General features: G+C 69.9%; 15 protein-coding genes. 5 read left to right on the top strand and 10 right to left on the bottom strand.

What is annotated here, in order from left to right:
* A partial coding sequence (locus ACIBLC_RS13080; protein ID WP_399210958.1) for a hypothetical protein occupies nt 1–225 on the top strand: 225 nt, incomplete at its 5' end.
* A gap of 198 nt (nt 226–423) precedes the next feature.
* Here ACIBLC_RS13080 and ACIBLC_RS13085 read toward each other — a convergent pair.
* Entirely contained in the window at nt 424–1,257 is an 834-nt protein-coding gene (locus tag ACIBLC_RS13085) for a helix-turn-helix transcriptional regulator (protein ID WP_399210959.1), read from the bottom strand.
* A 101-nt stretch (nt 1,258–1,358) separates the two neighbouring features.
* Between ACIBLC_RS13085 and ACIBLC_RS13090 the strand changes: the two genes are divergently transcribed.
* The 4 genes from ACIBLC_RS13090 to ACIBLC_RS13105 all read left to right on the top strand — a co-directional run bounded on the left by ACIBLC_RS13090 (nt 1,359) and on the right by ACIBLC_RS13105 (nt 6,429).
* Complete coding sequence (locus ACIBLC_RS13090) at nt 1,359–2,066, top strand: SDR family oxidoreductase (RefSeq protein WP_399210960.1); 708 nt, start codon at nt 1,359–1,361, stop codon at nt 2,064–2,066.
* Between the two features lie 108 nt (nt 2,067–2,174).
* On the top strand, nt 2,175–3,524 hold the full coding sequence (locus ACIBLC_RS13095) for an FG-GAP repeat domain-containing protein (RefSeq protein WP_399210961.1): 1,350 nt from the start codon (nt 2,175–2,177) through the stop codon (nt 3,522–3,524).
* Nucleotides 3,525–3,719: 195 nt separating this feature from the next.
* The gene (locus tag ACIBLC_RS13100; RefSeq protein ID WP_399211405.1) at nt 3,720–5,210 is read left to right on the top strand and encodes an FG-GAP and VCBS repeat-containing protein; all 1,491 of its coding nucleotides are present in this window, start codon (nt 3,720–3,722) and stop codon (nt 5,208–5,210) included.
* Nucleotides 5,211–5,409: 199 nt separating this feature from the next.
* On the top strand, nt 5,410–6,429 hold the full coding sequence (locus ACIBLC_RS13105; RefSeq protein ID WP_399210962.1) for a Yip1 family protein: 1,020 nt from the start codon (nt 5,410–5,412) through the stop codon (nt 6,427–6,429).
* Nucleotides 6,430–6,732: 303 nt separating this feature from the next.
* On the opposite strand, the gene ACIBLC_RS13110 is transcribed toward ACIBLC_RS13105, so the two are convergent.
* The 9 genes from ACIBLC_RS13110 to ACIBLC_RS13150 form a co-directional block, all read right to left on the bottom strand.
* A complete protein-coding gene (locus ACIBLC_RS13110) occupies nt 6,733–8,154 on the bottom strand; it encodes a recombinase family protein (protein WP_399210963.1) in 1,422 nt (473 codons plus the stop codon).
* Nucleotides 8,155–8,156: 2 nt separating this feature from the next.
* On the bottom strand, nt 8,157–8,297 hold the full coding sequence (locus ACIBLC_RS13115) for a hypothetical protein (RefSeq protein WP_399210965.1): 141 nt from the start codon (nt 8,295–8,297) through the stop codon (nt 8,157–8,159).
* A 49-nt stretch (nt 8,298–8,346) separates the two neighbouring features.
* Nucleotides 8,347–9,648: a replication initiator gene (locus ACIBLC_RS13120; protein WP_399210967.1), complete on the bottom strand. Its 1,302-nt coding sequence runs from the start codon at nt 9,646–9,648 to the stop codon at nt 8,347–8,349.
* A 164-nt stretch (nt 9,649–9,812) separates the two neighbouring features.
* The gene (locus ACIBLC_RS13125; RefSeq protein ID WP_399210968.1) at nt 9,813–10,058 is read right to left on the bottom strand and encodes a SpdD protein; all 246 of its coding nucleotides are present in this window, start codon (nt 10,056–10,058) and stop codon (nt 9,813–9,815) included.
* A 26-nt stretch (nt 10,059–10,084) separates the two neighbouring features.
* Nucleotides 10,085–10,279, bottom strand: a complete 195-nt coding sequence (locus ACIBLC_RS13130; protein ID WP_399210969.1) for a hypothetical protein — start codon at nt 10,277–10,279, stop codon at nt 10,085–10,087.
* Between the two features lie 13 nt (nt 10,280–10,292).
* Complete coding sequence (locus tag ACIBLC_RS13135; protein WP_399210970.1) at nt 10,293–10,484, bottom strand: mobile element transfer protein; 192 nt, start codon at nt 10,482–10,484, stop codon at nt 10,293–10,295.
* 13 nt (nt 10,485–10,497) lie between these two features.
* The gene (locus tag ACIBLC_RS13140; RefSeq protein WP_399210971.1) at nt 10,498–11,109 is read right to left on the bottom strand and encodes a DUF2637 domain-containing protein; all 612 of its coding nucleotides are present in this window, start codon (nt 11,107–11,109) and stop codon (nt 10,498–10,500) included.
* A gap of 86 nt (nt 11,110–11,195) precedes the next feature.
* On the bottom strand, nt 11,196–12,572 hold the full coding sequence (locus ACIBLC_RS13145) for an FtsK/SpoIIIE domain-containing protein (protein WP_399210972.1): 1,377 nt from the start codon (nt 12,570–12,572) through the stop codon (nt 11,196–11,198).
* Complete coding sequence (locus tag ACIBLC_RS13150) at nt 12,572–12,928, bottom strand: hypothetical protein (protein ID WP_399210973.1); 357 nt, start codon at nt 12,926–12,928, stop codon at nt 12,572–12,574. Before ACIBLC_RS13150 ends, ACIBLC_RS13145 begins: the two co-directional genes overlap by 1 nt.
* Between the last annotated feature and the right edge of the window lie 47 nt (nt 12,929–12,975).

The raw sequence follows: 12,975 nt of genomic DNA on the forward strand, positions 1-12,975 counted from the left end.
TTGAACCCCGACATCGTCTCCACCGCCTGCCCCTTCTGCCTCGTCATGCTCACCGACTCCGTCAACGCCAAGAAGAACGACGGCCAGGCCAAGGAAACCGTCCAGGTCCTCGACGTCGCCCAACTCCTCCTCGACTCCGTCAAAACCCCGGCGGGACCCGAAGGACCGGAGGGTTCAGCGGCGACCGAGAGCGCGCCTGAGCCGGAGCCCGAGCCGGTGAAGTGACGCCATGGACAGACAGCGGTAAGTACGCGGGCTAAAGCTGACAGGGGCCGAGTTTCTTCTCGGCCCCTGCGGCGTTCTCGGGGGCGTACGGCGGTTCGCGGCAGCGGCGTCGGCGTACGCCCGTTCCCCGTCAGGGGTGTACGTAGGCTCCCGTCAAGGGCGTACGTAGGCTCCGTCAGGGGCGTAAGTAGGCTCCCGTCAGGGCGTGCTCAGCGACTGCGTCCCCAACACCCCCACCAGCGCCATCCGTTCGGCGTCCTCCGTGCCGGGCTCGGCCGTGTAGATCATGATCCGGAGGTCGCTGCCCGCGACGCTCAGCACATCGCAGTCCAGGGTCAGGGGGCCCACCTGCGGGTGCTCGATGGTCTTGCGCGAGGCCTCGGGCCGGCCCACCGCGCCCGAGTCCCACAGCTCGGCGAACCGGGCGCTGTTCGCGCGCAGTTCGGCGATCAGCCGCCGCACCCGCTGGTCCGCCGGATAGCGGTTCGCCGTCGCACGCAACTCGGCGACCTGCGTGGCCTCCAGCGTGCGCAGGCCCTCGGGTGTGTGGCGGACGCGGCTGCCCGAGCCGAGGAAGTTGCGCCACACCGCGTTGCGCTCGTTGCCGTGGTACTCGCCCATCAACGCCACGTACGGCGGATTGGCCAGCAGCAGCGTCCACGCCGCGTCGGAGACCGCGACCGGCGTCCCGGTCAGCCGGTCCAGCATCCGCTGCACGCTCGGCGTGATGTACGCGGGCACGGTGCCCTTTCCCGGCGGTACGAGCCCGGCGACGTGGAACAGGTGCTCGCGCTCGGCCCCGGACAGCCGCAGCGCCCGGCCCAGCGCCTCGACGACCTGTTCGGACGGGTTGGCGGCCCGGCCCTGTTCGAGGCGGGTCACATAGTCGACCGAGATGCCGGCCAGCAGGGCCAGCTCCTCGCGCCGCAGCCCGGCCGCGCGCCGGTGCCCGCCGACGGGCAGCCCGGCCGCCTCCGGGGACACCCGGTCCCGCCAGCGCCGCACCAGGTGCCCGAACTCCGTGGTCGCCATGACACCACTGTGCACCGCCCCGCTCGGATCGTCCTGGTACCGGCAGTCCCAGGAAGACGGGACGCCTGGCTGACCACGCCTGCACGGCGCACCGTAGGGGCATGACAACGACACTGATCACCGGAGCGAACAAGGGTCTCGGCTTCGAGACCGCCCGCCGCCTCGTCGCCGCGGGCCACACCGTCTACATCGGAAGCCGGGACGCCGAACGCGGGCGCCTGGCCGCCGAGCGGCTGGGCGCGCGAGCGGTCCAGCTCGACGTCACCGACGACGCCTCCGTGGCGGCCGCCGTGCAGACCGTCGAGGCCGGCGGCGGGCTGGACGTGCTGGTCAACAACGCCGGTATCGAGGAGAGGGCCGGCGACAACGGCGTGATCGGCGCCCCCGACGTGACCGCCGACCTGATGCGGTCGACGTTCGAGACGAACGTCTTCGGCGTCGTCCGCGTCACCCACGCCTTCCTGCCACTGCTGCGCCGGTCCGCCGCCCCGGTCGTGGTGAACGTGAGCAGCGGCCTGGGCTCGATGGCCCGGATCACCGCCCCGGACACCCCGACCTACGGCTACCCGGGCGTCGCCTACCCGGCCTCGAAGACCGCGGTCAACCTGATCACCGTGCAGTACGCGAAGGCGCTCCCAGCCATGCGGATCAACTGCGTCGAGCCCGGCTACACCGCGACCGACCTGAACGGCCGCACCGGCACGCAGACCGTCGAGCAGGGCGCCGAGATCATCGTCCGCATGGCCCTGACCGGCCCCGACGGACCCACCGGCGGGTACTTCGACGTCAACGGCCCGATCCCCTGGTGATCCCCACGTGACCCACCCCGCACGTCGCTCCCCTTAACTCCCCGCCGCAACAACGCCATCATGTGCAGGTTGTTGTTCTGGACAGTGTGTTCGAGATGGATGGTGCGCGTGCGAATAATCGGGCGGCGAAGCGGGAGACCGGGCGGACGCGGAGCGCGTACGACGGCTGCCGGGCTCGGAGGTGTCCTGCTCCTGGCGCTCCTGGCGGGATGCGCGGGAGCGGGCGACGAGAACTCCGGGCCCGACGCCGCCCACGACCCCGTCGTCGCCGCCAAGGCACCCGCCCGGCTCCCCGTACCGCGCGGCAAGGGCAGCGGGACGCCGGACGACTTCAACGGCGACGGCCACTCCGACCTCGTACTGAACGACCTAGTCAAGGGCCCCGACGACACCCACGGCGACGACGCGGGCATCGGCGTCGTGTACGGATCGGCCCGCGGCCTCACCCCCGGCGCGCGCCAGCTCCTCAGCCCCACCCGCCAGGCGGCCGCCACCGACGGCCAGCTCCCCGCCGTCTTCGACGCGGAGGCGAGCGCCGACCTGGACGGGGACGGCTTCACGGACCTGGTGGTCTCCACCGACCCGCCGTACGACGGACAGGGCATGCCCCCCGTACCCCTCCAGATCCTCTTCGGCTCCCCCTCAGGCCTGACCGGCAAGGCGGTCAAGCTGACCATCCCCGCACAGGCGCGGGACGGCAACGAGTGGCCGGACCAGCCGGTCCCCGGTGACTTCGACGGCGACGGCGCGACCGACCTCGTCGTCCACGCCTCGAACGGCCAACTCAGCTACCTGCGCGGCCCGTTCACCCGCAAGGGCGCCCCGCGCACGGCAGGCGCCCCCCTCGCCTCCCCGGGCAACGTGCCGACGGGGCCCGCGGCCGACGTGAACGACGACGGCTACGACGACCTCCTCATCCGTACGGCGGAGGGCACCGCGGCGTCCGCGATCGTGCTCGGCGGCCCGGAGGGCCCCACCCGCACGGGTGCCGCCCTGCCGGCCGGCATCGACGTCGCCCTCGGCGACTTCGGCAAGGGCAAGGCCCTGGACGCGGCGGTCGGCGCGATGGGAGAAACCTCGCTGCGCTACGACCTGCCCGGCGCCGCCCGCGGCACCCTCGCCACCGCGGGCTCGGTACTCCACTCCGGCGACTTCGACGGGGACGGCCTGAGCGAACTCGTCTCCAGCGGCTCGGAACTACGCCTGCTCCGAGGCCGTACGACCGGACTGTCCACGGCGGGCATGGTGACCGTGCGCCCGCCCGCCCAGGGCACCACCCGCGTCCTCACCATCACCGACTTCACCGGCGACGGCCACGCGGACCTGGTCGTACGGACCTACCCGGGAGAGACGAAGGACACCGTCGCCCTGTATCCCGGCGGCGACAGGACGAGCCTGATAGCCCGGAGGCCGACGGTCACCTTCTCCACCTCGGAGTTCCTGGGAATGGACTCCTGACACTTCCATCCCACCGGCCTCAGAAATTTACCGAACACACGTACAACCCTTACCACCCGCCACGGGTCTCCTGTTCGCTGACCGGCACACCCAACCCCGTTACGACGCGCGGTAGTTATGGGCGGTCGGCACCCCGTTCCACCGCGGATGCCCGACCGGCATCCCCCGCCTGCCGCAGGAGACCCCCGCATGCACATGCAGCATTCGCACGCTGCGAAACTCGCCCTCGCGACGGTCACGGCGGCCGCACTCACGGGCGGCCTGCTCACCTTCTCCGCCGCGACGGCGACGGCCGCCGACTCCTTCAGGGTGGCGAAGGCCGACTTCAACGGCGACGGCATCGGCGATGTCGTCGCCTCGGCACACGGCGCCAATGTGAACGGCCACAAGGGCGCCGGCCAGATCGTCGCGCTCTACGGCGGCGCGGGCGGCACCACTTCCGCGAGGCACTCCACGATCAGCCAGAACACCGCCGGTGTCCCCGGCACCGCCGAGGCCGGCGACGGTTTCGGCGCCGAGTCGGCGTACGCCGACCTCAACGGCGACGGGTACGACGACCTCGCCGTGACGGCCCCCTACGAGAAGACCGGCACCGACACCAACGCCGGCGCCCTCGCCGTCCTCTGGGGCTCGGCGAGCGGCCTCACCGGCAAGGGCGCGTCCATCGCCGACCCGGCCCCGTCCGCGCACGACTACTGGGGCAAGGACCTGGCCGCGGGCGACTTCGACGGCGACGGCAAGGCCGACCTGGCCGTGGGCAACTCGTCCGGCACGATCTACGTCTACAAGGGCGGCATCACCTCCGCCGGCGCCCCCGGAAGCGGCCGTTCCACCCTCAAGCCGCCGCTCTCTCCCGGCACCGACAGCAACCCGTACGGCCCGTTGAGCCTCACCGCGGGCGATGTGAACGGCGACGGCCGCACCGACCTGGTGGTCGACGGCTACGAGAAGAAGACCCAATACGGCTGGAACACGAACTACTACGTGCCCGGCACGGCGACCGGCCTCAAGACCGCCTCCGCCAAAACGCTCAGCCCCGGCATCGTCACCGCCATCGGCGACATCAACGGCGACGGCTTCGGCGACATCGTCAGCGGCGCGGGGTGGGACAACAAGCTCAGCGACGGCACGACCATCCCGGGCGCCTCGAACGGCGGCCGGGTGAACGTCACCTACGGCTCCGCGTCCGGCCCCGGCGCGACCACCGGGATCAGCCAGAACACCGGCAAGGTGCCCGGCACCTCGGAGAAGAACGACAGCTTCGGCTGGGACCTCGACCTGGGCGACGTCAACGGCGACGGCTACCAGGACGTGGTCGTCTCCACCCCCAACGAGGACATCGCCGGCGTCACCAACACCGGCACGGTCACCGTCCTGTACGGCACCGCGAACGGCGTGAAGACCGACGGCGCCGCGCAGCTCTTCGCCCAGAGCACGGCGGGCGTCCCGGGCGCCGACGAGAAGGGCGACCTCTTCGGCGCGGACGTCAAGCTCGACGACGTGAACGGCGACGGCAGGGCCGACCTGATCGTCGGCTCGTACGAGAACAGCGCCAAGGGCGCGATCACCTATCTGCCCTCCAACGGCACGAAGATCACCACGACGGGCTCCCGCACCATCGCCCCGAGCACCGTCGGCGTCGCGACCACGGGAACAGCGCAGCTCGGCGCGGTCTTCGCCGACTGAGCCCCTCCGCCTCCGCCGGGTCCGCACCCACGGGCCCGGCGTCCCCCCCTCCTCGCTCACCCAGGAGCCCCATCTTGCACAAGCGCACCCTTCTGCTGGGCGGCTGACCTGGCGCTCAGTCCCCGTTCCGGCACGGCCCCCACCTCCCATCCGGCGGCGGGGGCCGTCGCATTTCCCCACCCCTGACAGCCCTTAGGGGATGTCACAGCTCAGCCGCAAACCCGCGCCCGGAGGGCCGGGTCCGGCACATCACTCTGCGGGACCAGGTACGTTCGATTACGTGGCTGGATTCAGGATCGGACGCAGCGGCCGGGACAACCGGGCCCCGCGAGGGCGACCGCAACAACAGCAACCGTCGTACGGGCAGCAGGCTCAGCGGCCTCCCCAGGGAGACCAGCAGCCGCCGTACGGCTATCCGCCCGCGCCCCCGCAACGGCAGCAGCAGCAGCCGTACGGCGGGCAGCAGGGCGGCTGGCCCCAGGCCGGGAACGGCGGTGGTGGCAGTGGCAGTTATGGCTACGGCGAGCCGGAGTACTTCGGTGACGGGCACCCGCAGCAGGGTCCCGACCCGTACGCGGCGAACCAGCCCGGACACACCCACGCCTTCTCGATCGACGAGGACCACTACAACCAGGGCGACACGTACCGCGCCGGCCAGGCCTCGGCCCCGCCGGTCGGCCCGCGCCTGCACTGGAAGGACCTGCTGAAGGGCGTCATCACCCGCCCCAACAAGACCTTCCTCCAGATGCGCGACTACGCGATGTGGGGCCCGGCCCTCATCGTGACGTTCCTCTACGGCCTGCTCGCCGTCTTCGGCTTCGACGGAGCCCGCGAGGACGCGATAAACGCCACCCTCTCCAACGCGATCCCGATCGTCCTGTCTACGGCCATCGCGATCGTCCTCAGCACGTTCATCCTCGGCGTGGTCACCCACACCCTCGCCCGCCAGCTCGGCGGCGACGGCGCCTGGCAGCCCACGGTCGGCCTCTCCATGCTGATCATGTCGCTCACGGACACCCCGCGGCTGGTCGTCGCCATGTTCTTCGGTGGCGACGAGTCCTTCGTCCAGCTCCTGGGCTGGGCCACCTGGCTCGCCGCGGGCGCCCTGCTGACCCTCATGGTCAGCAAGTCCCACGACCTCCCCTGGCCAAAGGCCCTCGCCTCCTCGGCGATCCAGCTGATCGCGATTCTTTCGATCATCAAGCTGGGGACGTTCTAGACGTTCTTGACGGTGTGGCGGAAGCGGTAGACGGGATGGGAAGGGCCCCGGTCGACGACTCGACCGGGGCCCTTCTCCGTACGGCCTGCACCGCCCCTACGCCTGCCTACGCGTCGAGAACCTGCCCGGCCCTCTTCACCACAGGCTGCTCGACGCTCCAGGCGTCGTTGACCTAATGAGGGTCGTTGCCGACGAGCCATCGCCGCAGGTCAGCGACGCACGGCAACGCCCTGGGGCCCTCAGCTCGATCAGCTGAGGGCCCCAGGCACCTTCTTGGAACAGATCCGGAACTTCGCGAGCAAGTCAGCGCCAGACCGGCTCGATCAAGCTCGGATCGAACTTGCGTTTCCCGCGCCCTGCGGGATGGATCAGCACGGCTGACAGGCTGTGCAGGATCAGCGCTTGCTGACGCTCGATGGGGAGCGATCGGAAGTCCTCGCCGATGTCCGCACTCAGCGATTTCGCCTGCTGCCGTTCCTTGTTGAACCGTCCGCGTTCGAACTTCAGCTCGTCACGACGCCGTTCCAGGTCGGGCAGGAGCTGGAGCAAGGTCGAGACAGTGATCTTCTTGGCCCTCGCGGCTTGGGTCAGTTCAGCGATATCAGCCTCGACGCCGGCCAGCTCGCCTGTCTTCTGCCACTGCTCCACCGGGTCGGCAGCACTGTCGGCAGCCTTCTGACGCTGCTCCGCGAGAATCAGGCTGATGATGAACTCGTCGACGGGATCACCAACGCGTCCGACCTGTCCGCACCCACCGTTGACCACCGAGCACTGATACGTGAACGTGGCGGCCTTGGAACCGGGCTTGCGACGTTTGTTGACCTGCCCTCGGATCTTGGTGTGGCACAGCCCGCAGCGTGCGATGCCGGACAGCAAATACTTCCGTGCCAGCATTCGGCCAGGGTCTCTCCGCTTGCGCTCGGCAACGACAGCGCAGACCGCTTCCCACTCTTCGACGGTGTTGATCGTCTCCCACTCGCCGATGACCGGCTGGCCGGCATCGTTGAGGAGGATCTCTCCGCGGTAGGTGCGGTATCCGCACAGGCGCGGGTTGGTCAACATGTGCTCGACATGGTGATGAGCGGTCCGAGTCGTCCCCTCGCGGGGATGCCCAAGTCCTCTCCTCTGCCAGTCGGTGCGGATGGTCCCGATCCGCACGCCGGCCAGTAGCTGTAGCTGGGCAACACGAATGTGCTCAGCGGCTTCGGGGTCGACCTTGCGTCCGCCCTTCAGCCAGCCATAAGGCGCGGGACCACCGCTCGACTTGCCCTGCCGGGCCAACTCAAGGTGCTTGCGCTGGATTCGGCGCGAAGCGTCATGGGACGACTTGTTGGCGAACGCCACCATGACTCGGGCCATGGTGCGCCCATCGGCCGTGGAGAGGTTCACGTCGTTGGTGACGGTGGCGAACACACGTCGCTTGCGCTCGTCGTAGAGGTCGATGAGGCGTTCAAGGTCCCTCGGCTGGCGGGCGAGCCGATCGAGGTCGTACGCCACGACTCCGTCAATCAGACCGTCCGCCAAGTCGCTCAAGACCAACTCGAACTCAGGGCGCCGTACGTTCCGCTTGAACGCGGAGACGTCGTTGTCCTCGTAGATCTTCGCGACGTCCCAACCTCGCAGCTCCGCAAGTCGCTCGCAGTCCTCCCGCTGGCGTGCAACGCCGAGCCCATCACCGTCATCGTCCCTGGACATCCGCGTATAGACGGCGACCTTGAGAGCCATGACTAGGCCCGCCCCTGGAGTACAAGGAGGCGCCGCACCCATTGCTCATCCCTGGCCGGAGCACGCCGTAGGTGCTTCGCGATCCACTCGTCCTTCGTCATCACGGACTTCCGTACTTGCTGCGGGGACTTGTTGTCGGCCATCAGCCAGCCCTCCGGAAGCAGCAAGTTGTGCCAGCCAGGTGGCAGTCAGTCATTTGGTGGGCTCTCCTTCTGTTCCGGGTGCGGGTTCGAGGGATGCAGCCAGCCAGGCTTCGGCGGCGGACAGGCCGGTTCCGGCAAAGGCCCAGTGCGAGAGGACGAGGGTCGTGTCGGTCTCGCCCTCGGGGGCTGCAGCGGCTTGGACGCGGCGCCATTCGGCGCGGGCATCGCGGAGGGCGCCGAGGGTGGTGGAGTAGCGGCGGGACTTGGTGGAGAAGTGGCCGCGGAAGCCGAGCATGTGGGCCCAGGCTCGGAGCCGGAGGTCTTCCAGTTCCTTGCGTGCACCGAGGGTCCATGCGGTTCGGATCAGTCGGCGGGCATGGTCGCTGATGTCGAGTTGGGCCAGTTCGGCGAGGAACTTCAGCGGGCGGTCGAGGGCTCCCGTCGCGGTTTCGGCGCCCTTGGTTGCGTACTTCGCGATGTACGCGGCTACGGCGCGGTCGGTCAGTTCCTGGCCGCCGTCGAAGTCCTTGCTGCGGATGGTGCGTACGTCGAGTTGGCGGCCGAAGGTGAAGCTGTGGGCGCGTCCGTCGATGACTGGTCCGTCCACGCGGACATGGGCCGCGGCGGCACCGATGGCGTCGGTGAGCAGCTCGGCGGTGGCCCAGGCGGGAGGTGGGGTGTCGCCGCCCTCGGGTCCGTCGATGCGGATGACGGCGTGGAAGTGGACGGCGCCGCGCTTTTGGTACTCGGCGACCTTGGCGAAGGACACCCGGGCGTACTCGCGGAACGCGCGCTGCGAGAGCCCAGCTCGCTTGGCGACCTCCCGGCGCAGGTAGGTCGAGAAGCGGCGCCACAGGGCCCCGGCGTGCGCGTTCCAGAGCACGGCTGCTTCGTAGTCGTACGTGTCCGGGTTGAGCGGGGTGCCGAGCGCGGCGTCGTCCTGGTCGTGGCGAACGCCGCACCGGCAGCGCCGGACCGAACCGGCCGGGCCGGATGGGCTGGATGGGCGGTTGTGGACGGGGCCGAAGCCCGGTGCGGTGAAGGTGGCGAAGACCCGGGGGTGTGCGGCAACACGTTCCGGGGTGCCCTTGCCGCCGCGCAGGCCGGAGGTGATCAGGTGGAAGGTGTCGCGGCGGTAGACCTCGGCGCAGGCCGCGCAGCGCGTCGTACGGCGGTTGTTGCAGCGGACCAGGAGGTGACCGGCCGGGAGAGTGGAGGAGTCGAGGCGGTGGAGGACGTTGCCTATCTCGCCGGTTCGGGTGTTCACGTCGTACTCGGTGCGGTGGCCGTCGAGGCGGATCGGGTGGGTGCAGCCGCCGAGGCCGGAGAGCTGGCGGAGGAGTCCGGGCATGGTGCCGAACGCGGCCAGCTCAGCGAGTTCGGGCAGCGGGGCCGGGGTGGAGCGGGTGATGATGGCTTTCTCCTTCTGGCTTCGGTCAGGAGGGGTAGGGCCCCCGGGGCGGCGGATGCTTGGCGGTATCGAGGCCGTCCCGGGGGTCTGCTGATCAGTGGCTTTCAGCGGCGGTGCTGGTCGCGGAGCATCGAGCGCAGGACCACGGCGGCGACGGCGACCGATATGGCCGTGACGGCGACGGCCGCCAGGAGCGCGGTCAGGACGACTCCGCCGACGAGGACGGCCGCGACCGCTCCGGTGCTGATGGAGATCTGCGGGGCCGCGCGTCGCACGGGTGCCGGATCGGCCGGGGTGTGGGTGTGTGCGGGCGGCGGGGGCGGGTTGTCGGGGTACTTGGGCAGGAACACGGCGAGCCCTCTTCTCATCTACTCGTCTAGTCGTGTGAGCCGTTTATGACGTCCACGCCAGAGCGCGTGCCGGACTCGATGGCCGGAGCCATGAAGGTCTGCGAGAGCCAGAAGCCGAACAGGGCGATCAGGACGACGATCCAGGTACGGACGCCGAGGAACTTGACCGCTCCCCAGGCGAAGAAGCCGAGGACGACAACGAGCGGCAGGCTGACGGTCAAGGGGTAAGTCCTTTCAGCGCACGGGGCATTGGTGGGTACGGGCGGCCAGTTCGGCGGCGGCGCGGCTGTCGTAGTCGGCGGAGAAGCCGCAGCGCGGAGCGGTGCAGGCAGCGGTGTGCTTCTCTCGGCCCCGGCCGTCGTAGGACGTGCCGACCTGAACGGGGCCGATACGGGTGACGGAGCGGAAGCGGCGGTTGGCGGTCACAGCGGATCTCCTTTCAGAGGTGAGCGGCGATGGCCTCGGCCATGGGTGCGGGGACGCCGAGGCGTGCGCGGAGGGTCGGGGTGTCGATGACCGCTCCCGTACGGGTCTGGTGCTCGGCGGCTACCTTTCGGGCGTGCTCGACCAGGGCGGCCGGGACGGGCACGGCGGGCCGGGCGGGTGTTGGATCCACGGCGGGTTGCGCAGGTGGCTCGGGTACGGGTTCGGCGTCGTCCTCTTGGCCCACGGCGTCCTCAGCGGTTGTGGGCGTCGAGTGGGCGAGGAACGTTCCGCCGAGGAAGGCGACCGCAGGCCAGCCCGCGACGAGGATGCGGAGCCAGGCCGGCACCTGGTTCATGTCGAGGAGTCCGGCGGTGGCGACGTTCGCTCCGAGGGATGCGGTCAGTGCGATGACGAACCAGCACCACCCGGCGGCTTTCGCGTCACCGGTCCGCAGTCGGCGCCAGGCGGCGACGAGCAGCAGGTCGCCGGAGATGGGATACGCCCACGCTTTCCATCCGCCCTGACCGGCCGCCGCAGCGATGTCGTGCAGGTGGGCGAAGGACAGCGCTGCGGCGATGACCGCTTGGACGAGCACCGCGTCGACACGGGCCAGTTGGGCACGCATGATGCGGCTCCTTCCGGATTCAGGCATGGGAGGGGTAGGGAGTTGGCGCGAGGGCGGTCACGCCGACCGGGGTTGGGAGGGGAAGGTCAGTCGGTCACTGGACGCGGCTGGACGACCGGCTTCGGAGACTCGACAGGTCGTACAGGCACGTCGGGACGGAAGGGCTTGAGCGCGGGCAGGTCGGGCACCAGGTGCGCGGACTCCCGGCAGACCTCGGCGGCATCGCCGAGGGACAGGTACGGCGTACGGATGCGGGACCAGCCACCGGAGGTGTCACCGGCCACGGCCAGGCCGGGCCGCTCGGGAGCGATGGCGCAGGCGGCGGAGACTGCCTCGGGGGCGATGTCGCCGAGTGCCATTTTGGCGGAGGCTTCGTCGTTGACGCGGTGGCAGACACGGCCGGTCAACTGGGCCCGGAGCATCGTCGCGCCCTTGCCCAGTTCGGCGCCGAACCGCTGTCCGCAGACCTCCAGGTAGATCCCGGCGGCACGGCCGAGCTGAGCGAGCCGGATGAGCTGAGTGACCATCTCGTCCCGCCGTTCCTCATCCTTGCGGGTGGCCACGAGGAAGAGTTCGGCCACCTCATCGACGAACAGCACGATCGGTACCGGGCGTTCGTGCTCGGGCAGGCCCCAGACGTCCGAGGTGATCTCCTCGGCGGGCATACCCGGCGCGATGCCCTGTCGTGCCTTGATGAGGTCGTACCGGTCCTCCATTTCCTTGATGAGCACCGGCAGCAGTTCGGCCGCCTGCGCTGGATCAGTCGCCAGTGCCGAGAGCCGCGAGGCGAACGGCGCCAGCTCCACGCCCCGCTTGCAGTCGATGCCGACCAGGGCGACAGATTGCCGGGCGAGCCCGGTGACGAGGTGGCGCAGGTACATGGACTTGCCGGACAGCGTTGCGCCGAGGGTCAGTTGGTGCGGAACGGCCCGGTAGTCCCGTACGAAGGGAGTGGCGTCCTCCCGCAGAGCCACGGGGACCTTCAGGAGCCCGGACACGGCCTTGCGCGGCATCTTCACGTTCCGCAGTACGTCGAAGCCGACGAGCCGCAGCTCGACCACACCCGGCTTGACGGTCGTGACGTAGACGGCGTGAACTCCCCAGGCGTGCCGCAGCCGTTCGGCCGAGGCGGCGACGTCGGCGGGTTCCTGCCCGGGGGCGAGCCGCAGACATAGCCGCAGCCCGGTCGAGGTGGGCCGGATGATGCCCCGACGGGGCGGTACGGGGCGGACTTCACGTCGGGTGGTGGCCTTGACCGCCACCACTCGCAGTCGGGACGGAGCCACGGTCAGCCCGCAGGCTTCCATGACCGAGCTGTACGAGGTGAGCAGCCGGGCCGTAGAAATCGGCAGGCCGACCGCGGACCAGTAGACGCCGGGGTGTTGGGCCCGGGCGTAGGCAGCCCCGCCGCCGAGCGCGGCGACAGGACCACCCACCTCCAGAAGCGTTGTCAGGTCGGTCATCAGGCCGTGGCCCCTATGCCAGCCGGGAAGGCAGCCGGGGTTACAGCGGCGGCCCGGAACGCGATCCCGTGCCGCTGCTGCCCGTTGAACACGCTCTCCCACGGCCGGGCGACCAGCCCCGGCAGCGAGACGGGAGCTCCGAGCGCGAGCCCCTCGGAGACACCACTCTCGGGAACCGTGACCTTGATGAGCGACGACTCCCCCTCCTCGATGTAGACGACGCCGAGCGTCATCAACGCTTCGCCGCTTACGACGTCCTTGGCGATCTCGCCGGTCTGACGGTCGCGGACCTTCGGCTCGGGAGCTTCGGTCAGCAGGATCGTCGCGGCGGCGGTCTCCACACGGATGGTGCGCAAGATTTCTTCCTATCTACTCGTCTATATGAGTTGCAGCCTTCGAACCC

It is taken from the genome of Streptomyces sp. NPDC050535 (assembly GCF_044457665.1).
In the GTDB taxonomy this organism is placed as follows: domain Bacteria; phylum Actinomycetota; class Actinomycetes; order Streptomycetales; family Streptomycetaceae; genus Streptomyces.

Coding starts and splice junctions, on each gene's coding strand:
- ACIBLC_RS13145 (WP_399210972.1), bottom strand. CDS start 12,572: ATGACCGACCTGACAACGCTTCTGGAGGTGGGTGGTCCTGTCGCCGCG.
- ACIBLC_RS13090 (WP_399210960.1), top strand. CDS start 1,359: ATGACAACGACACTGATCACCGGAGCGAACAAGGGTCTCGGCTTCGAG.
- ACIBLC_RS13110 (WP_399210963.1), bottom strand. CDS start 8,154: ATGGCTCTCAAGGTCGCCGTCTATACGCGGATGTCCAGGGACGATGAC.
- ACIBLC_RS13105 (WP_399210962.1), top strand. CDS start 5,410: ATGTCACAGCTCAGCCGCAAACCCGCGCCCGGAGGGCCGGGTCCGGCA.
- ACIBLC_RS13085 (WP_399210959.1), bottom strand. CDS start 1,257: ATGGCGACCACGGAGTTCGGGCACCTGGTGCGGCGCTGGCGGGACCGG.
- ACIBLC_RS13120 (WP_399210967.1), bottom strand. CDS start 9,648: ATGCCCGGACTCCTCCGCCAGCTCTCCGGCCTCGGCGGCTGCACCCAC.
- ACIBLC_RS13100 (WP_399211405.1), top strand. CDS start 3,720: ATGCAGCATTCGCACGCTGCGAAACTCGCCCTCGCGACGGTCACGGCG.
- ACIBLC_RS13140 (WP_399210971.1), bottom strand. CDS start 11,109: ATGCGTGCCCAACTGGCCCGTGTCGACGCGGTGCTCGTCCAAGCGGTC.
- ACIBLC_RS13115 (WP_399210965.1), bottom strand. CDS start 8,297: ATGGCCGACAACAAGTCCCCGCAGCAAGTACGGAAGTCCGTGATGACG.